We start from the raw sequence: 24,256 nt of genomic DNA on the forward strand, positions 1-24,256 counted from the left end.
ACGTTATTTTCATTGCAAGCTGGATTTAATGTTGCTGTTTATATCGCATATAAAAATTAGTAAACCACTCTCCCCGGCATTCAACGCGCTGCTGCTTAACTACCTGAAAACCATAACGTTCAAAAAAGGGTTTTGCGGTTATGCTGGCATCAACCGTAAGTTCGGATTCAGACTTAATAAAAGGTTTTAACAAGGTACTAGCGACACCACAGCGGGTGTATTCCGGCTCAACAAATAGCATATCGATATAGTGTTCAATGCAGGTAATAAAGCCGACCAGTTGTGCATTAATGACCGCAACCCGCACTTGTGATTGCACGAGTTTCTCCCTCCAGCGAGATTCATCAATCTGCGCCCAGGCGGCAATTTGTTGCGGTGAATAATGCTGACTGGCAGTCATCGTAACCGCTCTAATGAAAATAGCGCATAGTTGCTGAAAATCGCCAGGCTGATAGTCTCTTATTTGTATGTTATTCATAATCCCAACACCAGTTGTCTTTCCATTTGCGGATCAAGCAACGTCACATGCAACCCCACCAACCGTACACCGCGTCCGCCGCGACGTTCATCCCAGGTTTTACGCGCAGTGGCGATTAGGTCAGCTTTATTCAAACGCGGCCAGACATGCTCCTGAGTGGTTTGCTGAAAATCATCGAACTTTAATTTCACTCCCTGGCGGGCGATCAGTAAATCAGGCTTCACCTTTGCCAGACGGCGCTCCAGTTCAGGATAAAGCCGCTCAATAATCGCTTCACATTCAGACCAGTGATGGATATCTTCCGCCATCGTGCGTTCCACTCCGACGGATTTACGCAGCCGTTCACTGTTAACATCGCGCTCGTCGATACCCTGGCTACGCTCCCACAAAATGCGGCCAAATTTGCCAAAGCGTTTGAGCAAGGTCACCAGATCACACTTTTGTACATCACCGCAGGTGCGCAGTCCCATCGCCTCTAGTTTTGCCGCTGATACTTTGCCGACACCAGGAATCTTCGCCAGCGGCAACGTTTGCAGAAATGCAGGAACGTCAGCAGGTGTAATCACAAACTGACCGTTGGGTTTGTTCATGTCAGAGGCGATTTTGGCGAGAAATTTAACCGGCGCCACGCCCGCAGAAGCCGTCAGGTGCAACTCGTTAAAGATTGTCTGACGGATTTCTTGGGCGATGAGAGTCGCAGAACCGTGGCAATGCACGCTGTCGGTGACATCGAGATAGGCTTCATCCAGCGACAACGGCTCAATGCGCGAAGTGTAACGCGAGAAGATTTCGCGGATATGATTTGAGGCTTCTTTGTAGGCGTCAAAGCGCCCCGGAAGCAAGGTGAGGTGCGGGCATAATTTGAGCGCCATGCCGGTCGGCATTGCGCTGCGTACACCAAATTTACGCGCGGGATAATTGGCGGTGCTGATCACCCCCCGACGTTCGCGGCTACCGCCAATAGCAACAGGGATATCGCGCAGGGCGGGATTATCACGCATCTCCACCGCTGCGAAAAAGCAGTCCATATCCACATGAATGATTTTACGCATCGCTCACCTCTCAATACTGGTAAAGTATACAGTGATTTTAGGGTTTGAGAAATGCGTAAAGGTTTTGCAATCAGTCCCCTTAACGCCGGATGCGCTGCGCTTGTCCGGCCTACAGGAGGCTGTTTTTGTTACCCATGCAGCTTATCCAGCTTTTGCACCAACGGCTGCACCACTTTATCCCCATGCTGACCAAAATATTGATACAGCGTGTCCGAGGCGCTTTTGGTCAGCACCATAATCTCAATGCGCCGGTTGCCTGCGCTTTGCGGATTCTTCGCGTCCAGCAGCATCTGGTCCGCCATCGCGCTTACCTGCATCACTTTATCTTCCGGCATTCCGGCATCTTCCAGCACCCGACGAGCCGAAAGCGCGCGGTCACCCGAAAGGTTCCAGTTGTTATAGATATTGCTTTTATAGGCCATCGCATCGGTATGCCCGGTGATAATGATCTTGTTATCGAGTGAGTCAAAAACAGGCGCTAATTCCACCAGCAGCGTTTTAAAAAACGGCATAATCTTCGCGCTGCCGCGTTCAAACATATTGCGGTTCTGGTCATCTTTAATCAGCACGCGTAATCCCTGCGGAACAATCTCCATCTCCAGATTCGCTTCCATATGCGCATTACGGGCGATGGTATTGATATTGGTCGCCAGCTCGCCCAGTTCAGTGGCGGATTTCTTCTTCAGTAACGCCGTTTTCTCGTTCACATCACGTGCTTTTTTCTCAGTTTCTTCCGGCACCGCCACGGTAGTCGGTTTCGGCGGATGAGTCGGGCTTATTTTATTTAACGGCGACAGCCCGCCACCGTTGAAGATCGACTGCCCATGCAGCGCCGCCATAATGCTTTCACGCTCGGATTTACTGACGCTGTTCACAATCAACTTTATCGTCGTCACCAAAGGGGCCGAGCGTATTTCCGAGGTTTCTGCCCGCTTTACCCTGGACGCGATGCCCGGTAAGCAGATGGCGATTGACGCCGACCTTAACGCCGGGTTGATCAACCAGGCGCAGGCGCAAACCCGGCGTAAAGATGTTGCCAGCGAGGCCGATTTCTACGGCGCGATGGACGGGGCATCGAAGTTTGTACGCGGGGATGCTATCGCCGGGATGATGATTCTGGCGATCAACCTGATCGGCGGCGTCTGTATCGGGATCTTTAAATACAACCTGAGCGCCGATGCCGCCTTCCAGCAGTATGTGCTGATGACCATCGGCGACGGGCTGGTGGCGCAGATCCCTTCCCTGCTCCTCTCCACTGCGGCGGCGATTATTGTCACCCGCGTCAGCGATAACGGCGATATCGCCCACGACGTGCGTAACCAGTTGCTGGCAAGCCCGTCAGTGCTCTACACCGCCACCGGGATCATGTTCGTGCTGGCGGTGGTGCCGGGAATGCCGCACTTCCCGTTCCTGATGTTCAGCGCCCTGCTTGGCTATACCGGCTGGCGGATGAGCAAACGCCCGCAGGCGGCGGAGGCGGAAGAGAAAAGCCTCGAAACGCTGACCCGCACTATCACCGAAACCAGCGAGCAACAGGTCAGTTGGGAGACCATTCCGCTGATCGAACCCATCAGCTTAAGCCTCGGCTACAAGCTGGTGGCGCTGGTCGATAAAGCGCAGGGTAACCCGCTCACCCAGCGAATTCGCGGCGTGCGGCAGGTGATCTCCGACGGCAACGGCGTGCTGCTGCCGGAAATCCGTATTCGGGAAAACTTCCGCCTCAAGCCCAGCCAGTACGCTATTTTCATCAACGGCATTAAGGCTGATGAAGCGGATATTCCGGCGGATAAACTGATGGCCCTGCCCTCCAGCGAAACCTACGGCGAGATTGACGGCTTGCTGGGGAATGACCCGGCGTATGGGATGCCAGTGACCTGGATTCAGCCTGCGCAGAAAGCGAAGGCGCTGAATATGGGGTATCAGGTGATCGACAGCGCCAGCGTGATTGCTACCCATGTGAATAAGATTGTGCGCAGCTATATCCCTGATTTGTTTAATTATGATGATATTACGCAGCTACATAACCGTTTATCGTCGATGGCACCACGGCTGGCGGAAGATTTAAGCGCGGCGCTGAATTACAGCCAGTTGCTGAAAGTGTACCGCGCGCTGCTGACCGAAGGCGTTTCCCTGCGCGATATCGTCACCATCGCCACCGTGCTGGTCGCCAGTAGTGCGGTGACCAAAGATCATATTCTGCTGGCGGCCGATGTACGCCTGGCATTGCGGCGCAGCATTACCCATCCGTTTGTTCGCAAGCAGGAGCTGACGGTGTATACGCTGAATAATGAGCTGGAAAATCTGCTCACCAACGTGGTGAATCAGGCACAGCAGGCCGGCAAAGTGATGCTCGACAGCGTGCCGGTCGACCCGAATATGCTCAACCAGTTCCAGAGTACGATGCCGCAAGTGAAGGAGCAGATGAAAGCGGCAGGAAAAGACCCGGTGCTGCTGGTGCCGCCGCAGCTGCGCCCTTTGCTGGCGCGCTACGCAAGGTTGTTTGCACCAGGGCTGCATGTGCTGTCGTATAACGAAGTGCCGGATGAGCTGGAATTGAAGATTATGGGGGCGTTGAGTTGATGCCTTTTAAGAAACGCAATACGATGACATCAATTTATGACGTCAGGGATTGATAAGATGATGAAAACGCGTTCATTAATATCTCAAGCATCGAACATTATCACCATTAAAGGTCAACCAGCCGCAGTGACATTTGAAGCCGATATCAACGCATTTCGCGGCAAGTTCCTCAATGTAAACGGTTATTGTGACTTTGTAGCCACAAGTATTGAGGCATTATATCGTGAAGGTGAAAGCGCGCTGGATGAGTGGATTGCGGATTGTGAAGAGGATGGCATTGCTCCTTTTCGTGAAGAAGAAGGGCAAAAACGCCTGACGCTTCGTGTGCCACATCACATCGATTCACGGCTGACCATCGTCGCCAGACAACATTCCATTTCAAAAAACCAGCTCATTGTTGATGTATTAGAACGTGAGTTTTCAGCCCAGATGTAAACAGGCCGGATGCCGCGTGGCATCCGATCTTTTGTCAGTTCGTCAATATTACCCATTTACAAAATCGTCTCTTCCGTCAAAATCCGCCGCGCGCCCAAAAAGTGATCCTGCCAGAAAGGTTCGGCTAACCGACTTATCCGAATGGTTTCCCCTGTGCGCGGCGACTCGATAAACTGTCCATCGCCCAGATACACGCCCATATGATCGGCAATTTCGCGGCTATGAATATGGAAAAACAGCAAATCACCCCGGCGCAGGTCGTTGTTCGCCACAATCGTCGCCCGATGGTAGTGATACATCTCATTGGCCGTGCGCGGGAGTTTCGCTTCGAGGATCTTGTTGTAGGCATAAAAAACCAACCCGCTACAGTCGAAGCCTTGATCGGGCCGCGTGCCGCCCCAGACGTAAGGCTTGCCAAGCTGCTGCTCCAGGCGGTGGATCGCCACTTCGGTGATATTGTGCAGATGATCGCTGCTTAAGAAATGGTTGTTCTCTGCCAGTGCCTGCCAGCGTCTGTCACTCGCCTTGAGCGGCGCAGGAAACCATTCAGGATGCTGTTTTATCTGTTCGCGGTTATGCTGGCGCAGCGCCCTTCTGCTTTCGGCATTACCTTCCACAATGTAGCTGGCCTGTTTTTTCAGATGTACCTGGTACTGTTTTAGCAGTCTGGCACGGTTTTGCATCCGCTGGCGGGCGGCGTAGCTGAAAGAGATGTGTGATGGGGTGGCGCTGGCAAATGAAGAAAACGGCAAGCAAAGCAACAATAATCCCGACAACACAAAAGAGGGAATCGACGGCAAAGACATTCTCAATAATGGCTGGTCATGCATTGATGTTGCAGTGTATCCCGGCCCGTACCTGAACAAACTTAATAAACCATTATTATAAAATTAATAAATATATTTCAGTTAATTATGTAAAAACATCCGTTTATTAAATTACTCATGGATTGTCGCTGTTGCTCATTTGAGCTACAATTCAAGCTGAATAAATATACAGCACAGGAGATACCCCAATGGCTGCTAACGCGTTTGTTCGCGCCCGAATCGATGAGGATTTGAAGAATCAGGCGGCGGACGTACTAGCCGGGATGGGGCTGACCATCTCTGACCTGGTTCGCATAACCCTCACAAAAGTCGCGCGTGAAAAGGCATTGCCGTTTGATTTACGCGAGCCTAATCAATCAACCATTCAATCAATCAAAAACAGCGAAGCTGGCGTTGATGTTCATAAGGCCAAAGACGCCGATGATTTATTTGATAAATTAGGAATTTAAATATGATTCAAAGGGATATTGAATACTCGGGACAATTTTCAAAGGATGTAAAACTTGCACAAAAGCGTCATAAGGATATGAATAAATTGAAATATCTTATGACGCTTCTTATCAATAATACTTTACCGCTTCCAGCCGTTTATAAAGACCACCCGCTGCAAGGTTCATGGAAAGGTTATCGCGATGCTCATGTCGAACCGGACTGGATCCTGATTTACAAACTTACCGATAAACTTTTACGATTTGAGAGAACTGGAACTCACGCGGCGCTATTTGGGTAAAGCCCGCTTCCGATGAAATTTGTAAACCCTGCGCCGACAGGCTTGCGTAAAACTCTTTTGGTGATAATGTGAGCCTTCCAAATCCAGACTATTCCGATTTGGGATCTATTTTGCCGCCCTGGCGTGTGTAACCGTTTTATCAAGGAATAAGCAGTATGCGTAAAATCGCATTAATTCTTGCGATGTTGTTGATCCCGTGCGTTTCGTTTGCCAGTTTGCTGGGCAGCGGTAGTTCCACCACGCCAGTGAGCAAAGAGTATAAGCAGCAGTTGATGGGATCTCCTGTCTACATCCAAATCTTCAAGGAAGAGCGCACGCTCGATCTCTACGTCAAAATGGGCGAGCAATATCAACTGCTCGACAGTTATAAAATCTGTAAATATTCCGGCGGGTTAGGACCAAAACAGCGTCAGGGCGATTTCAAAAGCCCGGAAGGGTTTTATAGCGTCCAGCGTAATCAGTTAAAACCAGACAGCCGTTACTACAAAGCGATTAATATTGGATTCCCCAATGCCTATGACCGTGCGCATGGTTATGAAGGGAAATACCTGATGATCCACGGCGATTGTGTTTCCATCGGCTGCTACGCGATGACCAATCAGGGTATTGATGAGATCTTCCAGTTCGTTACTGGTGCGCTGGTGTTTGGTCAGCCGAGCGTGCAGGTGAGTATTTACCCGTTCCGCATGACCGACGCCAATATGAAGCGCCATAAGTATTCCAACTTTAAGGACTTCTGGGAGCAACTGAAGCCGGGCTACGACTACTTTGAACAGACTCGTAAGCCACCGACCGTTTCTGTAGTCAATGGCCGTTACGTGGTCAGCAAGCCGTTGAGCCACGAAGTGGTGCAGCCACAACTGGCATCAAACTACACGCTCCCCGAGGCAAAATAAGCGCCATTCGCCTGGCATAATCTTTTGCCAGGTTTCATTGCCCGTCAGCGGCTGAGTCGCAATCACCGTGACCACATCATTCGGTGTGGTCTGTGAGCTGAAGTCGATTTCCACATCCTGATCCAGCAACGTTGCCACGCCAAACGGCGCGCGGCGGGTGATCCAGTGTAAATTAGTCGAGCAATACGCCATCACATAGCGCCCGTCAGAAAGCAGCATGTTGAAAACGCCCTTCTGCCGCAGTTCATCCGCCAGTGAGGCGATATATTTAAACACTGCCGCCATATTGCCCGGCGTACGCGGGTAACGCTGCGTCAGTTTATACAACAACCAGCAAAAGGCTTTTTCGCTGTCTGTTTCGCCTACCGGGCGGAAGTTGCCGGTTTCCAGTGATTTATAGCCCGTCAGTTGCCCGTTATGCGCATAAGTCCAGTTGCGTCCCCATAGCTCACGGGTAAACGGGTGAGTATTTTCCAGCGCCACCTCGCCCCGATTGGCCTGGCGAATATGAGCGATTACCGAGCAGGATTTTATCGGGTAGTCCTGGACAAGTTTGGCGATGGGGGAATTAAAGCTGGGTTGTGGATCTTTAAATGTGCGACAACCTTTACCTTCGTAAAAGGTGATACCCCAGCCATCTTTATGTGGCCCGGTTCCACCACCGCGCTGTACAAGCCCGGTGAAACTAAAGCAGATATCGGTTGGGACGTTGGCGCTCATCCCGAGCAGTTCGCACATGGGTAACCTCCACAACAGCGGGGGAAATGCCCCCGGCGAAGATTGATTAAAAAGTAAAAAGGTGAGTGCTGTTACCCTCACCCCGGCCCTCTCCCTGAAAGGGAGAGGGGGAAGTGCTCTTACTTAACCATCTCTTTTTCAATTAACTGGATCAGGATATGGATAACTTTAATGTGGATCTCCTGAATGCGATCGGCATAGCCAAAGTGAGGAACGCGAATTTCGATATCCGCCGTGCCAGCCATTTTGCCGCCGTCTTTACCGGTCAGGGTGATCACTTTCATGCCCTTCTCACGCGCCGCCGCAATCGCCTTGATTACGTTAGCTGAGTTACCGGAGGTGGAGATCCCCAGCAGCACATCACCTTCGCGACCTACTGCTTCAACGTAACGGGAGAAAATGTCGTTAAACCCAAAATCATTACCCACACAGGTGATGTGGCTGACATCAGAAATGGCAATCGCCGGGTAGCCCGGACGGTTTTCACGGTAGCGCCCCGTCAACTCTTCAGCAAAGTGCATGGCGTCGCAATGGGAGCCGCCGTTGCCGCAGGAAAGCACCTTGCCACCGGCTTTAAAACTGTCTGCTAACAGGACCGCCGCGCGCTGAATGGCGTGAATATTGGCGTCATCTTTTAAAAAGTTAGCCAGCGTTTCCGCCGCTTCGTTCAGTTCGTTACGAATAAGATCCTGGTACATGAGGATATCCTTCAGCATAAATGAAATAGACAAAATGCAGTGTACCGGATACCGCCAGAAGCGAGAAGACCAGCGCGGCGGAATGACCAGGACTTTTTGACCCGAAGTGCGGATAAAAACAGCAACAATGTGAGCTTTGTTGTAATTATATTGTAAACGCATTGCTAAATGTTTTTACATCCACTACAACCATATCATCACAAGTGGTCAGACCTCCTACAAGTAAGGGGCTTTTCGTTATGATGATTTTGAGTATTCTCGCTACGGTTGTCCTGCTCGGCGCGTTGTTTTATCACCGCGTGAGCTTATTTATCAGCAGTCTGATTTTGCTCGCCTGGACAGCCGCCCTCGGCGTCGCTGGTCTGTGGTCGGCGTGGGTACTGGTGCCTCTGGCCATTATCCTCGTACCGTTTAACTTTGCGCCAATGCGTAAGTCGATGATTTCAGCGCCAGTGTTTCGCGGTTTCCGTAAGGTGATGCCGCCGATGTCGCGCACTGAGAAAGAAGCGATTGACGCCGGAACGACCTGGTGGGAAGGCGATCTATTCCAGGGTAAACCGGACTGGAAAAAGCTGCATAACTATCCGCAGCCGCGCCTGACCGCTGAAGAGCAAGCGTTTCTCGATGGCCCGGTAGAAGAAGCCTGCCGAATGGCGAATGATTTCCAGATTACCCATGAACTGGCGGATCTACCGCCGGAGCTGTGGGCGTATCTGAAAGAGCATCGTTTCTTCGCGATGATCATCAAGAAAGAGTACGGTGGGCTGGAGTTCTCGGCTTATGCCCAGTCTCGCGTGCTGCAAAAACTCTCTGGGGTGAGCGGGATTCTGGCGATTACCGTCGGCGTGCCAAACTCATTAGGTCCGGGTGAACTGCTGCAACATTACGGCACTGACGAGCAGAAAAATCACTATCTGCCGCGTCTGGCGCGTGGTCAGGAGATCCCTTGCTTTGCGCTGACCAGTCCGGAAGCGGGTTCCGATGCGGGCGCTATTCCGGACACCGGGATTGTTTGCATGGGTGAGTGGCAGGGCCAGCAGGTGCTGGGAATGCGTCTGACCTGGAACAAACGCTATATTACGCTGGCACCCATTGCGACCGTGCTTGGGCTGGCGTTTAAACTCTCCGACCCGGACAAACTGCTGGGTGGTGCAGAAGATTTAGGCATTACCTGTGCGCTGATCCCGACCACCACGCCGGGCGTGGAAATTGGTCGTCGCCACTTCCCGCTGAACGTGCCGTTCCAGAACGGACCGACGCGCGGAAAAGATGTCTTCGTACCGATCGATTACATTATCGGCGGCCCCAAAATGGCCGGACAAGGCTGGCGGATGCTGGTGGAGTGTCTCTCGGTGGGTCGTGGCATCACCCTACCTTCCAACTCAACCGGCGGCGTGAAGTCGGTGGCGCTGGCAACGGGGGCGTATGCTCACATTCGTCGTCAGTTCAAAATCTCTATAGGTAAGATGGAAGGGATTGAAGAGCCGCTGGCGCGTATTGCCGGTAATGCGTACGTAATGGATGCTGCGGCGTCGCTGATTACCTACGGCATTATGCTCGGTGAAAAACCGGCCGTGCTGTCGGCTATCGTTAAGTATCACTGTACCCACCGTGGGCAGCAGTCGATTATCGATGCGATGGATATCACTGGTGGTAAAGGCATTATGCTCGGTCAGAGCAACTTCCTGGCGCGAGCTTACCAGGGCGCACCGATTGCCATCACCGTTGAAGGGGCGAATATTCTGACCCGTAGTATGATGATCTTCGGTCAGGGGGCGATTCGTTGCCATCCGTACGTGCTCGAAGAGATGGAAGCGGCGAAGAACAATGACGTCAACGCGTTCGATAAACTGTTGTTCAAACATATCGGTCACGTCGGTAGTAACAAAGTTCGTAGCTTCTGGCTCGGTTTGACGCGCGGTTTAACCAGTAGCACACCAACCGGCGATGCGACTAAACGTTATTACCAGCACCTGAACCGCCTGAGCGCCAACCTCGCCTTACTTTCCGATGTGTCGATGGCGGTGCTGGGTGGTAGCCTGAAACGCCGTGAGCGTATCTCGGCACGTCTGGGGGATATTTTAAGTCAGCTTTACCTCGCCTCCGCCGTTTTGAAACGTTATGACGACGAAGGCCGCAATGAAGCTGACCTGCCGCTGGTGCACTGGGGCGTTCAGGATGCGCTGTATCAGGCTGAACAGGCGATGGATGATTTGCTACAAAACTTCCCGAACCGCGTGGTTGCCGGGCTGCTGAATGTGGTGATCTTCCCAACCGGTCGTCACTATCTGGCGCCGTCTGACAAGCTGGATCATAAGGTGGCGAAGATTTTACAAGTGCCAAACGCCACCCGTTCTCGCATTGGTCGCGGTCAGTACCTGACGCCGAGTGAGCATAATCCGGTTGGCTTGCTGGAAGAGGCGCTGGTGGATGTGATTGCCGCCGATCCGATTCATCAGCGGATCTGTAAAGAATTGGGTAAAAATCTGCCATTTACCCGTCTGGATGAACTGGCGCATAACGCGCTGGCGAAGGGGCTGATTGATAAAGATGAAGCCGCCATTCTGGTGAAAGCAGAAGAGAGCCGTCTGCGCAGTATTAACGTTGATGACTTTGATCCGGAAGAGCTGGCGACGAAGCCGGTAAAGTTGCCGGAGAAAGTGCGGAAAGTTGAAGCCGCGTAATTGAATAACGGAGCCGAAAGGCTCCGTTTCTTTATCTGCTAATTATTTGAAATTAAATCCATCTGGATGGTTTTCCAGGCTGCCAGTCAACGCCGCGAACAGCACCGTTTTACCATCAATCGAGAGCGCATCGTTCACATTCAGCCAGGTGAGCTTCTCTTGCGAAGTTTTCTCATCAATGGTCGAGAACAGACCCGTCATCTGATTAGATTTCTCGGACCACATCACCGCAATACGTTGCGAGCCGCAATCATGCGGTTTGCACGCACTCATCACCTGATAAGTCTCATCTCCCAACGTTACGGTTTGTGCGGGGGTATAAGTACCGCCTTTCATCACCCAGACTGGTAGCTTATGCCCTTGCACCATCTGATTAAACGCAGCTTTGGTAGCTTCGCCCTTTGCCAGGCTGCTAATTGTTAAATCATCCTGCGCCATTGCACTGGTGGCGATGACCAAAGCGGCGACTGTCGTTATTGCCTTAAACATCATTCCTCCCGAGCTTATCCTGCCCATGTTATTAACACCCTAAAGCCTGGCGATAACACGATATTTTGCAAATCAGATATTTCCAATATCTGCATTTGTTATCAATTTATTCCGCAGTAAGGTAATAGCCTGATAAGGTGTTAAAGTTATAAATCCCTTCGCATAAAGGAGTTGTACACCGTGCCTGGTTTGAAGATTACGCTTTTGCAGCAACCGTTGGTGTGGATGGATGGTCCCGCCAACCTGCGCCACTTTGATCGACAACTGGAAAGTATTACCGGGCGTGATGTGATTGTTCTACCAGAGATGTTCACCAGCGGCTTTGCCATGGAAGCGGCGGTTTCATCGCTATCGCAAGAGAACGTGGTGGACTGGATGAGCGCCAAAGCGCAACAGTGCAATGCGTTGATTGCGGGCAGTGTTGCATTGCAAACGGACTCAGGTTCGGTTAATCGCTTTTTGCTGGTTGAGCCGGGCGGCACGGTACATTTTTATGACAAGCGTCATCTGTTCCGCATGGCGGATGAGCATCTGCATTATAAAGCGGGCAATGAGCGAGTGATTGTGGAATGGCGCGGCTGGCGTATTTTGCCGCAGGTGTGCTACGACCTGCGTTTTCCGGTGTGGTCGCGCAATCTCAATGATTATGACCTCGCCATCTACGTCGCCAACTGGCCTGCCCCGCGCTCTCTGCACTGGCAGGCTTTGCTGACGGCTCGCGCTATTGAAAACCAGGCATATGTGGTGGGATGTAATCGCGTGGGTAGTGATGGCAATGGCTGCCACTATCGCGGTGATAGTCGGGTGATTAATCCGCAAGGCGAAACTCTCGCTACCGCCGAACCACATCAGGCCACACGCATAGATGCAGAACTTTCGATGGTGGCATTACGCGAATATCGCGAAAAATTCCCGGCATGGCAGGACGCGGATGGGTTCAGGTTGCTGTGAGTGGGCGTTGTTTTTAGGGAAGGGGCGGGGTTAGACGCCCTCCGCAAGGACTGATACAGGATACAACGCTGGCAATGGAATCGTGAACAGGAATGCCATTTTTAAAATAACCATATTGCTTCAAAAAATCGAGATGTGTTTCCCCAAAATCCTCTATATCTTCCTATCCTTCAGCCCCGAAAATGACGGCACAGATTGTCAGCGCCAGGATATCTGACAATTTATGTTCCACTTTCCAGGCTTGTCTGTAATCGGGGATAATAGAAATATGTTCCATCAATTTTTTAAGTTCCATTTTGTTCTCCTTATTTATGTAAGGAGCATTTGATTATATATAAGCTGTGAAAAACAGTTTTTAGTAATAAGGAATTACTCAATTATTGAATATATAGTGCGAATTATTTAGTGCAAAAAACAACGTCATGTGATCTTTCCCTAGGGCAGCCCCCCCTTAATCACCGCTCACCACAAGCAACTAATAAAGGTAGTTAATCATGGCTGAACACGAATCATTACGCCGGAAGTCACCATTTCCAAAAAACAGCGCCATTAACAGGTGGGCTATGTCAGCGACCGGCATGAGAACCGTAAAATCGGCATGACCACGTATTACTCACGGCCCCCCAGGTGCACCTTAAAGGCGACTGGCTGACTGAGGCGGGATTTGATACCGGGCGGGGTGTCACGGTGAAGATTTCGGAGGGGTGCCTGACCATCATCGCTGACAGTGACAAGGTGCAGGAACTGCGGGAGGAGCTTTATCAGGTTAAACAGGCAGTTAAGGGGATGCGTGACGGGATGTTTAGTGTGCTGAACGAGAGCTAAATAATAAAAAAAGCCGGGAAGATTTAATATTCTTTCCGACTTTATATATTTAGACAGCAATTATAATTTAGCAGGCTAATTTATCAGGGGTCCAGACACATCGTTTCCATTGAATTCCATTTTTATGTAATATTTTTTTTATATATTCTTCAAACTCATCATTAAAATATTCCTCTGAGTAAATTGTTATTTTAAGTGTATAATCTTCATCGCATAACAATTTACTAAGCCTGTCAACCTTGTCTATAACATTAATACTGAACTCATCAAGATCAGCACTGGCAATATAACGACCCTCATCATCTATACATATTAGTTTATGCTTGAATGCCAGTTCTATTTTGATGATAAGTTCATCAAAGGACCCATCATCGCTTAATACAAAAGTTAACCATCTCTTATTAATACTCATTAACTCCTACTTACAGCCAACATTGTGCTGAGTATCGCCATGCCGCGCCAAATCGCTTAACTCATGGGTTTTAAAAATTCTGAAACCAAAAGGTTCAGCTCTTAATCCAGGGAAAATCGCACGTAATTTACGATCTATAGATGCCTCGATTTCTTTCATCCCTGAAATCTCTGCAGCATCACGACGCCTGTTAGTAAAGGCGGGATCATTAGCCAAAAAATCTGATTTTATATAAGCATCCACATCAAAGTTATTAAAATCTATAGGTCTAGAGATACTTGGATCGTGCGCTTTACTAATACCACTTGCTGCACTACCTCTGTAACCTATTGTAGCATTAGGATCAATTGCTTGTATTGCTGATAAATGTTCTCTAAGAACAGCATCGATTTGTTGTTGAGCACTATTTAAATTAGTTAGCCCTAAGGGATCTATATAACTTAACGGATTAGGCGCATAAGCAGTTTCTCTTCATCCGTGTGAACTGCCGGCAGGCCGCGCGGCGTATACTGCCAGGACTGTACGCTGCCCGTGATGCGACGGTGGCTGCTCAGTAATCCCAGCGCATTCCACGTGTAACGGTCCTTCTGTTTACCGGGGAGTTCCACCGCTACGGGGAAATGGTTTTCGTTGTACGTGAAGCGGTACAGTCCGCCGCGTTGCGGCGCTCTGTCTTTCCCTGTGATATTTCTGATTTTGCGAGCCGCCTTCCGGGAAAGGGGCTTGTCGCCATTTCGCGATCGTTGTATCGTTATGCCGCGTCTGCAAAATCAGGCGTCGGGATTGGTCTCCTGAATAAGTCTTATCGGCGACACATGACGCGCCAGCGTCTTTTTTGTGTTGCACGCACGGCTGTACCTCAATGGTGGGCCGGGCGGTGGCATCGAAAGATGCGCCGGTATCCGATAAGGCCGGTAAGACCAACTCCGCCCGGTTCCACCACCCGTAAGATTGGTCTCTTCGGTGGTGGTTTTTACGCCTACTTATCGGAGGTTGCCTTATGGCTACAATCCTCACCCCTGATTATGATTTACTGTCCATTCCTTTCAGTTCTGCCACCGATTTCACAGACCTGGCCGATCACTGCGATCGCTTCGCTGAAACTCTTATAGAGTGTCACGATCCGGCGCTGAAAATGGCGTTGTACGGACGACTTCGCGCCTGTATCGCCATTCTGTCTCCCACGCTGAACGCTCCCATTCCACCCCATCTGGTAGACAGCCTGACACTCGACGACCTGTCTGCCTCATTTCCGCACTTTGAGCCGGATTCTGAGCAATTGTGTGAATATTGCGAGGTATTACTCCAGCTCCTGACGGAACAGGCGCAAGGATCTAAAATGGAACAACCCCTGACGGGGCTGCTGTATGAACTGGTCTGGTTCTTTGCGGCAAAACTGAAAGCGCCACGCTGGTTGCGTACTGCTGACGGCGTGGCATTTATTGAGGATCTTATTCAACCGTAAGATCAGTTCTCCCGGATTTTCGCCTGTTAGTACTGGTGGGGATCCGGCATTGATTTCCATCCGTCCCTCGATTAAAAATCGATAAAATAATTAATCAGATAACAATTTCTTTATATTCACCAAACCAGAACTTTAACGCATCCCGATTAATCCCATCCCCTCCGGTCCAGAAATCAACCGGATAGGCCCAGTTAGAACTATGAGATTTACTCGGAGCCAGTCCTGGATTAGTAAAGTAAGTCAGATACCCTTTATGTTCCTTCGTTTCCAGAATCCCACAAAATCCCAGCGTTTCCAGAAGACATCGACACTGATCTGTAGTTATCTTGAATCCATCAATCGCTTTAATTTTTTTAATTATTGATGTCAGTTTTTCGCCAGATTGTGCGTCAACAATTATTTTCAAAATCGCATTAAAGATAGAAAAATCTTTTTCGCTTGGCTGAACAACTTCCAATTTTAATTGTTGCTCAAGAAAAAAAGAAATTTCATAAGGAGTTTTATACACAGCCAACCCTCCAGAAGAGAAACGCTGACGATTTAGCTCGGTTAAATCAATGTGATTGTCCTCTTGTGAGGCAGAGCAAATTCTACAAAAAGATGCCTGATTTGACTCAAATTTATGTTCTGGCATTGTTTGCATAATTGCAAACGCTGGCAAACCACTCCGATAATCAAGTCTGGTTATACTTAGACCTGATAGGAATAGTGCTATTACATGGTTTTTATTACATGACTTAAAATAAAAAAATGATTTCCTTAACGCTTCATCATGAGTCATCGATCGAGCTTCAAAGCCCAAACCTTTTTCTAATAAAAATGCTCGCTCATCTATAGAAATACAATGTTCTTCTGCATACCTCATCTTTTTTTCGCTTAATGGATATCCACTTGAAATATACCACTCTGCAAGCGCATTATATCTCAAAAGTATTTTCAACGCTCTTTTTTCAACGATATTTGATACCAACATGATGGGTTAAAGAACTCCTTACCTGTTAATTTTTTACCTGTCATCTCACTTGGCTTTTGACCTTTTAAATATTTTTCGGCTGCGGTCGTTTTTGCCGCTGCATTTTCAGACTTAGGATTAACACCCCGAATATTATTACCCCGAACCTTGTTTCCATTATCGGCCCTGCGCCCGATAGTATCATCTCCTATGGCAATGCCTTCCACTCCTTGTGCTGTTAATTTTGGCGTACCTGGCTCGGTTATTCGTGTCATAGTATCTGTTTCTCCAAATCTGGCTCCATCAGATCCTATTGTATTGCCGTGGCGTCTGGCAACATCCTCCATCGACGCATTATCGCTTGCACGTCCATGATAATAAACTTCACCATTACTGTTCGTTAGATGATAGTTCCAGTCCAGTCCAAGCGGATCGATCCACCTCAGTGGATTCGGCGCATACCTGTAAAGATTCAGCCCGCCCCGGATCGAAATCGGATCCTGGCTTACGAATCTCCCGCACTCCGGCGCATAATACCTGAACAGATTATAGTGCAGCCCCGTCTCTTCATCATAATACTGCCCCGGCAGCCGCAGCGGCTGCTCAAAGTACGCCCCGCTGTTGCTGATGTCGCCCCGGTTTTCTCCAAACCCCGCCTGGTAGCCCGCCCACACCAGCGTCCCGTCTGACGCGGTCACCTCCTGTACCGTGCCTGTCACATCCGTGTGGTAATACCAGATTTTCCGGCTTTCTCCGCGCCCCGTGATGGCCGCCACCGGCGTGTACGGCTGTTCCGCGTCGTACAGGTATGTCCGCTTTCCCTGCCACGTTGTCTCCTGCAACAGCCGGAATCCTTCCCACACAAACGTTGTCCGCCGCTGTTCCCTCTGGTCCGTATGGCGGCCACAGGTCGCCTTGCTGATGCGCCTGCCCAGCGCATCGTACTGATACCGCGTCTCGCTGTTGCTGCTGATAACCCGCGTTAACTGGCTCTGCGCGTTCCACTCCAGCTGCTGGTCCCTGCGCTCTGTCAGTTCGCCCCATTCGTTATAGCGGTAGCGGTCACGCCCGTAGCCCGGCAGGCGGTTATCCATCACCGCGCCCTGATATTCATCCGTCAGCAGGTTTCCCGCTTTATCGTAATAATAATGGTCATGGTCGTACATCTGACCCGTGCGCCCGGTCAGCCAGCCGCTCCGGTCATAGCTGAACACCAGGCAGCCGCGCAGTTTGTCGTTAATGCCGCCGACTTCACCGTCTGCGTTCCAGATGTAATCCCGCGCCGTCACGCTGTCGTTCTGCGCCGGGGGAGTACCGGCCTGCTGCGGAGTCTGGCTGCCGGTTATCAGGCTGCGCTGCCAGCTTAACCGGTTGTCGGCGTTGTACCCGCTGAACGTCGTCAGCGCCCCCTGGGTGCGCATCACCTGGCGGTGCAGGCTGTCACGTTCATATTCACTCACCGTGATACCGTCCAGCGCCGTCTGCAACAGATGCCCGCTGCCGTAGTAAAGATGGCTGAGATGTTGCCCGTCCGGCAACGTGATATCGGTGGGATTACCCAGCACGTCGCGCCGGTACGTTATGCTGCCGTGCACGCTGTGCTCCGCCGTCAGCCACCCGCTGCGGTCATACGAAAAGCGTACCGTGTCCGGCTGCATGTGGTGCTGCCGCTCGCCTTCTTCTGTCGGGGTGAGAACCACTTCCGTTATCTGGTCAAGACGGTTGTAGCTGAAGGTCCGCGTACTGTGCAGCGTCTCACTGCGCATCAGACGGCCCAGCGCGTCACGCACCTGCCGCTCATCACGCACCCCGCCCTCTGTGCCCTGCATCTGGATGATGACCGGATACCCGCTAGCGTTCAGCACAAACATCCGTATCAGACCGTCCGGGCGCTGTTCTCCCGTCAGCCGCCCGTCCGCATCGTGGCTGAACCGGTACTGTGCCCCGTTGCCGTTAGTCAGGCTGGCAACCAGACCTTCCGGTGTGTACTGCCAGCGCGTCTCCCGTTTCTCTTCATCCGTGTGAACTGCCGGCAGCCCGCGCGGCGTATACTGCCAGGACTGTACGCTGCCCGTGATGCGACGGTGGCTGCTCAGTAATCCCAGCGCGTTCCAGGTGTAACGGTCCTGCTGTTTACCGGGGTGGCTGACCGTCTCCGGCAGCCCCAGACGGTTATAGCGGATGCGGACCGTTTTTCCTTCCGCGTCCGTCACCGCCGTCAGGTTGCCGTCTTCATCGTATTCATAACCCGTGGCGCACCCTGAGCAGTCCGTATAACGCGTCAGCTGGCCGCGCGCATCGTGCACCAGTGCAACCTCGCCGCCCCGCGCATCCGTGCGGCTGACCGCCAGCCCCTGTTCATCATACCCGTACCGCGTGACGCGCCCTTCCGGGTCTGTCTCCCGTATCACCTGGCCGTGTTCGTTGTAACCCGCCTTCCATACGTGGTCGTCATCCAGTGCCCGGCGCGTGATTTCAGCAAAACTGCCGTTCCACTGCGTCTGTGTCACCCTGCCCGCCGGGTCCGTCTCTTTCACCACCCGGCTCAGGGTGTCGTATTCCAGCGTTACCCTGCGTTCGCCGGGGAGTTCCACGGCGACGGGAAAATGGTTTTCGTTGTAGGTGAAGCGGTACATCCCGCCGCCCGGCGTCCGGTGCGCGGTCACATACGTCTGTTCATCAAACCACCACTGCCACTTCTGCTCTAACCTGCCGGTTACCACCGTCTGCCCGCCAGCAAAATCATAGTGGAACCGGTAATCCTCGCCGTCGCTGGTCGAGTGCTCCACCACACGGGGAAAACCCTCAACTTCTTCCCAGCGGTAGGTACAGGTGAAGCCCGTCGCGTTGCGGTGCTCTGTCATCAGGCCATTTTGATAGGCAAACTGACGCACCGTCACACCGGCCCGGTTCACCACGCCGGTCAGTTGCCCGTTATCATCGTAACGATATTCCACCAGGTTGCCGGGACGCCCGCCCTTCACCAGCTCAATATGCGAAAGTCGTTCTCCTGCCGGCGTCAACGCGCGGTGCAACAGCAAATGGTGTCCGCTGCTGGAGGCTACCCGCACCAGCCTGCCGTTCTCACGCCCAAAAGCAATTCGCTGCCGGTGCGGCGTCTCCATAAAAAGTAACGGCGCGACGCCGTGGTCATCAAATTCATCAAACACGTAATAGCTGCGGTCGGTGTAATGCAGCACATAGCGCCCGTCATGCAGGCGGCTAAGGTAAAACTGCTCTTCGGGGTCGAATATCTGATGGCCCGGTGTCAGCATTTCTTTCGGATAACTCAGCTCCCGGCCCTGTACTCCGATGAAGGTGATATATGCCTCATCTTCGCGCAGGTTTATCTCCCAGTTCAGCCGCCATCCTCTACCCAGAACTCCCTCTGTTTCCAGGTGGCTGGCATAAAAGCGTGAGCAGGTGACAGGCAGACGGCCCGGCAGGGTGAAATCCGTCTCCGGCAACAGGATTTTTTGCCCGGTCGTGACATCCACCGGGTTGCTGAACAACCCCATAGCGGCCTCGGAAACGGCCATCCCGGTAATTTCGCCACCAATAAATTTGGCCGCGCATTTTGTGCCAAATTTCGAGCCCAGCTTTGCCGCCTGACGCCAGGCGCCAGCCAGCCCGCCAAGCATTCCGGCGACCACAAACAGTACATCCACCACCTGACGCAGCCAGTCAGGGATTTCCGGGCTGATTTCCAGCACCGTCTGCGTACCGCCGCCGAGGAAGACATTGGGAGAGCCGTCCTCAATCACTGCATCACATTCAGTGTGGTCATCCTTACGGGCGGCGGGCTGGCTGTTGATGTAGATGTTGCCGGATCCCTGAGCAATGCGGATTTCCGGGGAATGGTCTTCGCATATCACCGTACTCAGTACGGCCCGAGCAGCAGGTCGGCTGTTGGTGCTGACATTGGGAGAGCCGGTCAGAATTTTTCCCGCAGTGGAATGTATCGAGCGCCCGATGGCCTCTCCCAGTTGTAATACCCCGGAGGCTATCTGATCAGCCAGAAAACCCAGAATCAGCCCGGCCAAAAAACCACAGGTAAAGAAAGCAAAGGCGGCGACGGCAATAATGGCGATGCCAATGACAGCCCCGATAAGAAACCCGGCAAGGGCGCTGGTGTGGTAGATGGGGTCATCCACCCGTGCGGCTTCATACATGACAAAACCTCCATGTTGTTTTAACTTTTAGCGGGCTGAAAACTGGTCAACCAGGCAGTCCATAGCTGGTCAGTATGCTCATCAAAAGGACGTTGACTGGTCAGGGTTAACACCAGAACCTTTCCTGGCCCGGTGATAAACCCGGCCTGACGCTGGTACACTTCTGTTTTTCCAGAACGATGAGTTGCGAGAATCTGTTCACCTGTCATGGCAGCTTCGCCAGTTCCCGCCACTGCCGTTCCCTGCGAAAGTACCCGGTGCTGACCCAGGTTTTTTTTCATCAAGGCTATCTGGCGGTCAATGTAGGTGGTCAGGTTTTCCTCGGGCCTGAGCGTGTCGCGGGAAATATTCAGACTGGGAGTTGCCCTCTCATTGCCCGACGGGACGAAGATATTGACGGTGCGATCAAGAAAAGTTTCAGGCAGGGCAAAGCTGCCCTCCTGAATACGGTAAAGGCTGGTCATAGAAAAAATTCCTTTTATATTTTTTTATTCAGAAACGTCCGGGGTAGGTAACGGGGCAATATCATCCGCAGTCATGGCTGTGCCGCCATCCGGATTCATATCAATGCCACTGCCAATGAGTTGCATAACATCGCTGGTGTGCAGTAAAAGTTGTTTTCCGCAAAACTCAATCGAGCCATCCTTGTGTAATACAAGCGCTGCATTGCCGCAGCGAAGGGTAAATTGATCGCCAACGTCCAGACGATATGTCGTCCCGACATTGATGGTTTGAGCTAGTTTGACGGAAAGCCCATCATTTTTTGTGATGGTGGCATTACGGTCTTCTCCCACGCTGATGGTTTCATTTTTGACAATGGTTTTTGTGCGATCGACCATGACCGTGTGGGTTTCATTGTTTTTTACTGTGGTATTGAGGTCTTTTTCCGCATGGAACTTCACCTCTTCCGCGCCCGTTTTGTCATCGAAGCGCAGCATGTTTCCGTTGGTCGGCCCCCCCTGTAACGAATGGCTGAATATCCCGCTCTGCGACGCCATGCCCGGCAGTCCCCACGGCGGCATCGTATCCTGGTTGTATGTCCGCCCTACAATGATGGGTAAATCCGGGTCGCCGTTTTTGAAATCCACCAGCACTTCCTGGCCGATGCGCGGGATCTGGATCATCCCGAATCCTTTTCCCGCCCATGGGTAGCTGACGCGGATCCAGCAGGAGCTGTTTTCGTCATTGTTACCATAACGATCCCAGCCAAACTGCACCTTCACCCGGCCATATTTATCCGTCCAGATTTCCTGCCCCGCCGGACCGGTGACGATGGCGCTCTGCGGGCCTTTGGTATGGGGTTTGCTCAGGGTTCGCTGTGGACGGTAGACTTCACTGGTAGGGTGCAGTTCGAACGTGGTGACATAGGTAAAATGCTGGTCCTGGCCGCTGTACTGCGCATTGTCCCGTAAAAACAGCGTGGTCTGCACCAGCAGATATTCCTGGTTGACCTCCGCCGTCGGATGATTCATCAACGTAAAGGTGTAACCAGTCATGAGGGTGCGGATATTCCCCGCCCCTCCAACCCGGCTGCCAGGGCTGCGCTGCGCTTCCATACGAATGCGCGTCAGCATCTCACCTTCCCCTATAGTGAAGTAATCACCAGGCCATTCGTAATGCTCATATTCAGCATGACCGGTATCACGCGGATTAGCCACAGTACTTTTCAGCAGCGAACGCGGCTTCATAAAATCAAAATCGTCCAGCACCCACTTTCCAGTACGCAGCCTCTCACTGGCCGTAATGGTGTGGATAAATTCCTTATCCAGCTTCAGTCCTTCCTGGTGCCACTCTACCAGCGGCGAGTCCGGGCACACTTTATGACCATTGATGGCATCAGCCAGTACCAGTGTGTGGCTGTTCTCGCTGTGCTCAAACCACCAGTAGATACCCCATTCCTGCATCAGGCGCTGGATGAAATCAAAATCGGTTTCACCATACTGCACCTGCCAGGCGCGGGGCGGATAATTTTCCACCAGCCGTTTTTCCACCGGAAAAGAATATTCAGCCAGGACTTCATCCAGAATCTCCACCACGGTTTTGTTCTGGAAAGCTTTGTAGTCGCTGGTGTGGGTCAGCAGCTTCAGCCACGGTTCAATGCGCAATTCATACGTGACTGAGCGCCCCTCGTGACCGACTACCCTCGCAGCCGTCACCAGCCCGCTGATATGCCGTTTGCCGCCGCCATCCAGTTCAATATTGACGCACAGGTCTTTGCCCACCATCGGTTTGAGCGGCAGATTGGCAGCAGGGGAGACATATCCGAGGTTCAGGGTGTCAGGCGTTTTAAGCTGTACTGTATAGGAAAACAGATTCCCAAGCCCTTCCGAACCATTCATACCTGCAAACAGCAGCATCTGCGCCGGCACCGCACTACCACTTACTGTGACGTTATGCGCCCCCGGACCAGCGGCAGCAAGCGATGCCGCCGCATCCTGAACTGCACCAGCCATATCCGAGATCCCTGCCGCTGCGGCGGCAGCCTGCGCAGCAGCTACTGCAGCTTTAACCAGTCCTGACGGTTCTGGAAGCGCACCAAATAGATCTGCAACTGCCTGTTCTGCCATCTGTTCGGCTGCATCAGCAACACCAGTTGCGGCTGAACCTGTGCTCATACCGCCACTTTCGCGAGCTATTGGTGGTGTGGTGATGACGGGTCCACCGCTTCCAGCTGGTTTATTACCCGTAGATACAAAACTCATGGTGTTTACTCCTTTAATACCGGATTAAAATTTAGCCCCTGGTGGCCAAAAAATATAAGAAATAACCCGCCACTGCCCGTCTTTATAATGGAACCAGCATGTAAGATTTAAATCCTCTTGCAGGTTCCAGAACATTTCTTTAATAGGAACATCTTTAAATTCAGGGTTTGTGATGCGATAAGTCTGATTCAAGCCGATATAATATTCACCGGCAAACTTATATCGTGGCTTCATGAACTCATGAACAGGTGGACCGTATTTTTCCACAAAAAAAGCATCGTTACTTCCATTCTGTATATCATTTTCCTCATAATACCTGGTAGATTGAGAAACTACAGAAGGCTCGAAAACATTTGCTGTGATTACGTAATTTATTGAAAGAAAGAACACTATAATACAGATTAATTTCATTTGGTTACACTCAATAGAGTGAAGTTAGTATCAGGCATTATTACATTCAACGTTATAGTTGAGTTTTTAAGATATCTTTCCCGGAGTTCCATTCCCATATTCATCAGCCCACTAACATCTCCAACATACGGAGACGAAGAATCATAATCATCATCTAAGTAACCAAGTACATGTCCGGCTTCATGTGGTATATTTATTTGCACTGTATTGTTACAGTTAAAACATTTTGCTACTTTTTCCAGGTCTGCTGAGTCAACATGAACCGTGCTGTTCTTAAAATCAACATACGTTCTTAAATCAGCACCAGGCAAAACTTTAGTTGCAATTACCAACCAGTCTTCATTCTGAGATACAGGAATTATCCTCACATCAAAAGGCAAAGCTTCCCCCTGGAATTTTTTAGCGAACTCAGACTCACCGGAAACAGAATAAGTTATTTTGCCATTCCATGCCTGTTGAACAGATAAATATACTGATCTCATGAAAATAGCTTTTTCCAATACAGTCCAGTCATCTGTAACGGTATTATCCTTATACCACTCATACTTCCACTTTATCACTACAGAAATAGAGCCAGTATTTTTATTTAATAAATACGTCATTCTGTCATCTTTGTGAGTGATGACATCACCGTCAATATCTGTTTTTGCATAGTATTCTGCCAGCAGGCCGTTTTCATCATATTTAAGCTTGGTCATTTTATTCTCGTTAAATATTATATGGTTTCATCTGAAATATTTTTGGGGGGGAAATATGATT

At 51.0% G+C, this 24,256-nt stretch carries 22 protein-coding genes and 4 pseudogenes; 9 read left to right on the top strand and 17 right to left on the bottom strand.

Annotated elements, in window-relative coordinates; all coding sequences use genetic code 11:
- Positions 1 to 25 precede the first annotated feature (25 nt).
- The 3 genes from HEN21_RS15595 to lafU all read right to left on the bottom strand — a co-directional run bounded on the left by HEN21_RS15595 (position 26) and on the right by lafU (position 2,426).
- The gene (locus HEN21_RS15595) at positions 26 to 478 is read right to left on the bottom strand and encodes a GNAT family N-acetyltransferase (protein ID WP_105285962.1); all 453 of its coding nucleotides are present in this window, start codon (positions 476 to 478) and stop codon (positions 26 to 28) included.
- Entirely contained in the window at positions 475 to 1,530 is a 1,056-nt protein-coding gene (gene dinB / locus HEN21_RS15600) for a DNA polymerase IV (RefSeq protein WP_021550271.1), read from the bottom strand. The genes HEN21_RS15595 and dinB overlap by 4 nt, the downstream gene beginning before the upstream one ends.
- Positions 1,531 to 1,658: 128 nt before the next feature.
- Positions 1,659 to 2,426 (bottom strand): putative lateral flagellar export/assembly protein LafU, encoded by a 768-nt coding sequence (lafU, locus tag HEN21_RS15605; RefSeq protein ID WP_000207592.1) that lies wholly within the window; start codon positions 2,424 to 2,426, stop codon positions 1,659 to 1,661.
- Between lafU and HEN21_RS15610 the strand changes: the two are divergent.
- Both HEN21_RS15610 and HEN21_RS15615 read left to right on the top strand, forming a co-directional pair.
- A pseudogene (locus HEN21_RS15610) lies at positions 2,392 to 4,110 on the top strand (flagellar biosynthesis protein FlhA); the annotation flags it as partial. The gene lafU and the pseudogene HEN21_RS15610 sit on opposite strands and share 35 nt — an antisense overlap.
- 78 nt (positions 4,111 to 4,188) lie before the next feature.
- The gene (locus HEN21_RS15615; RefSeq protein WP_024192207.1) at positions 4,189 to 4,545 is read left to right on the top strand and encodes a type II toxin-antitoxin system HicB family antitoxin; all 357 of its coding nucleotides are present in this window, start codon (positions 4,189 to 4,191) and stop codon (positions 4,543 to 4,545) included.
- Between the two features lie 56 nt (positions 4,546 to 4,601).
- On the opposite strand, the gene HEN21_RS15620 is transcribed toward HEN21_RS15615, so the two are convergent.
- Positions 4,602 to 5,351: a C40 family peptidase gene (locus tag HEN21_RS15620; RefSeq protein WP_309487109.1), complete on the bottom strand. Its 750-nt coding sequence runs from the start codon at positions 5,349 to 5,351 to the stop codon at positions 4,602 to 4,604.
- Between the two features lie 209 nt (positions 5,352 to 5,560).
- On the opposite strand from HEN21_RS15620, the gene dinJ reads away from it, so the two are divergent.
- From dinJ to dpaA, 3 genes are all read left to right on the top strand, one after another.
- Positions 5,561 to 5,821, top strand: a complete 261-nt coding sequence (gene dinJ / locus HEN21_RS15625; protein ID WP_000729710.1) for a type II toxin-antitoxin system antitoxin DinJ — start codon at positions 5,561 to 5,563, stop codon at positions 5,819 to 5,821.
- Between the two features lie 2 nt (positions 5,822 to 5,823).
- The gene (gene yafQ / locus HEN21_RS15630) at positions 5,824 to 6,102 is read left to right on the top strand and encodes a type II toxin-antitoxin system mRNA interferase toxin YafQ (protein WP_000615979.1); all 279 of its coding nucleotides are present in this window, start codon (positions 5,824 to 5,826) and stop codon (positions 6,100 to 6,102) included.
- 155 nt (positions 6,103 to 6,257) lie between these two features.
- Positions 6,258 to 6,998 (top strand): peptidoglycan meso-diaminopimelic acid protein amidase, encoded by a 741-nt coding sequence (gene dpaA / locus HEN21_RS15635; RefSeq protein WP_001225687.1) that lies wholly within the window; start codon positions 6,258 to 6,260, stop codon positions 6,996 to 6,998.
- Here the strand turns inward: dpaA and HEN21_RS15640 are convergent.
- Both HEN21_RS15640 and lpcA read right to left on the bottom strand, forming a co-directional pair.
- A complete protein-coding gene (locus tag HEN21_RS15640; protein WP_010346050.1) occupies positions 6,969 to 7,736 on the bottom strand; it encodes a class II glutamine amidotransferase in 768 nt (255 codons plus the stop codon). The genes dpaA and HEN21_RS15640 overlap by 30 nt on opposite strands.
- 119 nt (positions 7,737 to 7,855) lie before the next feature.
- Positions 7,856 to 8,434, bottom strand: coding sequence for a D-sedoheptulose 7-phosphate isomerase (gene lpcA, locus HEN21_RS15645; protein ID WP_016159301.1), 579 nt, complete (start codon positions 8,432 to 8,434; stop codon positions 7,856 to 7,858).
- Between the two features lie 239 nt (positions 8,435 to 8,673).
- On the opposite strand from lpcA, the gene fadE reads away from it, so the two are divergent.
- On the top strand, positions 8,674 to 11,118 hold the full coding sequence (fadE, locus tag HEN21_RS15650; RefSeq protein ID WP_176241947.1) for an acyl-CoA dehydrogenase FadE: 2,445 nt from the start codon (positions 8,674 to 8,676) through the stop codon (positions 11,116 to 11,118).
- A 42-nt stretch (positions 11,119 to 11,160) separates the two neighbouring features.
- Here fadE and ivy read toward each other — a convergent pair whose 3' ends face one another.
- Positions 11,161 to 11,607, bottom strand: coding sequence for an Ivy family C-type lysozyme inhibitor (gene ivy / locus HEN21_RS15655; RefSeq protein WP_016159303.1), 447 nt, complete (start codon positions 11,605 to 11,607; stop codon positions 11,161 to 11,163).
- Positions 11,608 to 11,787: 180 nt separating this feature from the next.
- On the opposite strand from ivy, the gene HEN21_RS15660 reads away from it, so the two are divergent.
- Positions 11,788 to 12,558 carry an amidohydrolase gene (locus HEN21_RS15660; RefSeq protein ID WP_176252044.1) on the top strand — a complete coding sequence of 257 codons (771 nt, stop codon included), beginning with the start codon at positions 11,788 to 11,790 and terminating at the stop codon, positions 12,556 to 12,558.
- 46 nt (positions 12,559 to 12,604) lie between these two features.
- Here the strand turns inward: HEN21_RS15660 and HEN21_RS15665 are convergent.
- Positions 12,605 to 12,853, bottom strand: a pseudogene (locus tag HEN21_RS15665) (transposase family protein); the annotation flags it as partial.
- 199 nt (positions 12,854 to 13,052) lie between these two features.
- Between HEN21_RS15665 and HEN21_RS15670 the strand changes: the two are divergent.
- Positions 13,053 to 13,383, top strand: a pseudogene (locus tag HEN21_RS15670) (SymE family type I addiction module toxin).
- Between the two features lie 67 nt (positions 13,384 to 13,450).
- Here the strand turns inward: HEN21_RS15670 and HEN21_RS15675 are convergent.
- The 3 genes and pseudogenes from HEN21_RS15675 to HEN21_RS23460 form a co-directional block, all read right to left on the bottom strand.
- Positions 13,451 to 13,795, bottom strand: coding sequence for a hypothetical protein (locus HEN21_RS15675; RefSeq protein ID WP_183082919.1), 345 nt, complete (start codon positions 13,793 to 13,795; stop codon positions 13,451 to 13,453).
- 6 nt (positions 13,796 to 13,801) lie between these two features.
- Positions 13,802 to 14,038: a hypothetical protein gene (locus HEN21_RS23100; RefSeq protein ID WP_286192478.1), complete on the bottom strand. Its 237-nt coding sequence runs from the start codon at positions 14,036 to 14,038 to the stop codon at positions 13,802 to 13,804.
- Positions 14,039 to 14,259: 221 nt separating this feature from the next.
- Positions 14,260 to 14,403 (bottom strand): annotated as a pseudogene (locus tag HEN21_RS23460) (hypothetical protein); the annotation flags it as partial.
- Between the two features lie 392 nt (positions 14,404 to 14,795).
- On the opposite strand from HEN21_RS23460, the gene HEN21_RS15690 reads away from it, so the two are divergent.
- Positions 14,796 to 15,260, top strand: a complete 465-nt coding sequence (locus HEN21_RS15690; protein WP_176252573.1) for a hypothetical protein — start codon at positions 14,796 to 14,798, stop codon at positions 15,258 to 15,260.
- Positions 15,261 to 15,354: 94 nt separating this feature from the next.
- Here the strand turns inward: HEN21_RS15690 and HEN21_RS15695 are convergent, their stop codons facing one another.
- The 6 genes from HEN21_RS15695 to HEN21_RS15720 are packed head-to-tail and all read right to left on the bottom strand — an operon-like array spanning position 15,355 to position 24,195.
- Complete coding sequence (locus tag HEN21_RS15695; protein WP_176252572.1) at positions 15,355 to 16,233, bottom strand: hypothetical protein; 879 nt, start codon at positions 16,231 to 16,233, stop codon at positions 15,355 to 15,357.
- Entirely contained in the window at positions 16,197 to 20,384 is a 4,188-nt protein-coding gene (locus tag HEN21_RS15700) for an RHS repeat-associated core domain-containing protein (protein WP_286192479.1), read from the bottom strand. The genes HEN21_RS15695 and HEN21_RS15700 overlap by 37 nt, the downstream gene beginning before the upstream one ends.
- A gap of 20 nt (positions 20,385 to 20,404) precedes the next feature.
- On the bottom strand, positions 20,405 to 20,848 hold the full coding sequence (locus HEN21_RS15705; protein ID WP_176252571.1) for a DcrB-related protein: 444 nt from the start codon (positions 20,846 to 20,848) through the stop codon (positions 20,405 to 20,407).
- A 24-nt stretch (positions 20,849 to 20,872) separates the two neighbouring features.
- Entirely contained in the window at positions 20,873 to 23,086 is a 2,214-nt protein-coding gene (locus HEN21_RS15710; RefSeq protein ID WP_176252570.1) for a type VI secretion system Vgr family protein, read from the bottom strand.
- Between the two features lie 24 nt (positions 23,087 to 23,110).
- Positions 23,111 to 23,497 (bottom strand): hypothetical protein, encoded by a 387-nt coding sequence (locus tag HEN21_RS15715; protein ID WP_010349160.1) that lies wholly within the window; start codon positions 23,495 to 23,497, stop codon positions 23,111 to 23,113.
- Complete coding sequence (locus HEN21_RS15720) at positions 23,494 to 24,195, bottom strand: hypothetical protein (RefSeq protein ID WP_000163824.1); 702 nt, start codon at positions 24,193 to 24,195, stop codon at positions 23,494 to 23,496. The genes HEN21_RS15715 and HEN21_RS15720 overlap by 4 nt, the downstream gene beginning before the upstream one ends.
- Positions 24,196 to 24,256: the final 61 nt, after the last annotated feature.

It is taken from the genome of Escherichia sp. 93.1518 (assembly GCF_013368915.2).
Lineage (GTDB): Bacteria > Pseudomonadota > Gammaproteobacteria > Enterobacterales > Enterobacteriaceae > Escherichia > Escherichia ruysiae.